1 protein-coding gene and 1 pseudogene are annotated in these 638 nt (G+C 52.5%); one reads left to right on the top strand and one right to left on the bottom strand.

Translation table 11 applies throughout. From position 1 onward, the window contains the following. On the top strand, positions 1–264 hold a 264-nt coding region (locus WM40_RS27310; protein WP_046154690.1), incomplete at its 5' end, for a DDE-type integrase/transposase/recombinase. A gap of 92 nt (positions 265–356) precedes the next feature. On the opposite strand, the pseudogene WM40_RS29405 reads toward WM40_RS27310, so the two are convergent. Beyond that, positions 357–556: pseudogene (locus tag WM40_RS29405) on the bottom strand (IS6 family transposase); the annotation flags it as partial. Positions 557–638 lie beyond the last annotated feature (82 nt).

The following is a 638-nucleotide window of genomic DNA, read 5'->3' as shown; positions in this document are numbered from 1 at the left end:
GAGATGAAGGCCGATGGCCTACTGCCTGAACACACGAAGGTCCGATCCTCGAAGTATCTGAACAATATGATTGAGCAGGACCATCGAAACATCAAGTCCAGAACGAACGTGACGCTCGGCTTCAAACGGTTCAGAAACGCCTTGGCAACGGTCTCAGGCATCGAATTGATGCATCGCATTCGCAAGGGCCAGTTCGATCTGACTAAAATCGGTCTCAGGGATGCCGCTCTGCCTGCCGTATGGAATGCAGTTCTGTCTGCTTGATAAGATATCCTACAGGTAAAAACATTCTCAACCCTCTTACCTATTTGCACCAGAACCGTTTTGGCGATACGGCCGGTGATCTTTACATGTGCGGCAAACCGGGCGCCGAATTTATCGCACCACCGCCGTATCGATTCGTAGCTGACGATCACGCCGCGCTCGAGCAATAATTCGTCGATGTCGCGCAAGCTCAGCGAGAAGCGAAAGTACCAGCGCACCGCTAACCGCTAACCGCTAGGCTGATGATTGCAGATGGGAAACGATGGCCGCGGTAGATAGACGAGGTTTTCATGTGCCAAGCTTACCCGAACGCCTCGACAACGTGACAATGCCCGCCTTTGCCTTGCTCATCATCGATCCTCCGATTTTTGAGC

It is taken from the genome of Robbsia andropogonis (assembly GCF_000970345.1).
Classification (GTDB): Bacteria; Pseudomonadota; Gammaproteobacteria; order Burkholderiales; family Burkholderiaceae; genus Robbsia; species Robbsia andropogonis.
The sequence above is the reverse complement of the archived record's forward strand: the minus strand, read 5'-3'. Positions and strand labels throughout refer to the sequence as shown.